General features: G+C 62.7%; 1 protein-coding gene. It reads left to right on the top strand.

The genetic code is table 11. The features are described 5' to 3' along the window. Nucleotides 1–276: hypothetical protein (locus ACVA58_RS28060; protein ID WP_446513515.1), on the top strand; the 276-nt coding region annotated here is incomplete at both ends.

Genomic DNA, 276 nt, shown 5'->3' with positions numbered 1-276 from the left:
GATCTATCCGGGCCAATCAGATACGGCATCGTTCGATAACTGCCTCGAACTGCTGACGATGGCCGGCTACCCGCTGGCCCAGGCGATGATGATGATGATTCCGGAAGCGTGGGAACAGCACACGCTGATGGACGACAACCGTCGCGCCTTCTACGAATACCACGCTGCGATGATGGAGCCGTGGGACGGCCCCGCCGCCATCTGCTTCACCGACGGCCGCCAGATCGGCGCAACGCTCGACCGTAACGGTCTGCGTCCGGCGCGCTACTACGTGAC

The sequence above is a fragment of the Photobacterium sp. DNB22_13_2 genome, assembly GCF_052873915.1.
This window is presented reverse-complemented; position numbering and strand designations above follow the sequence as displayed.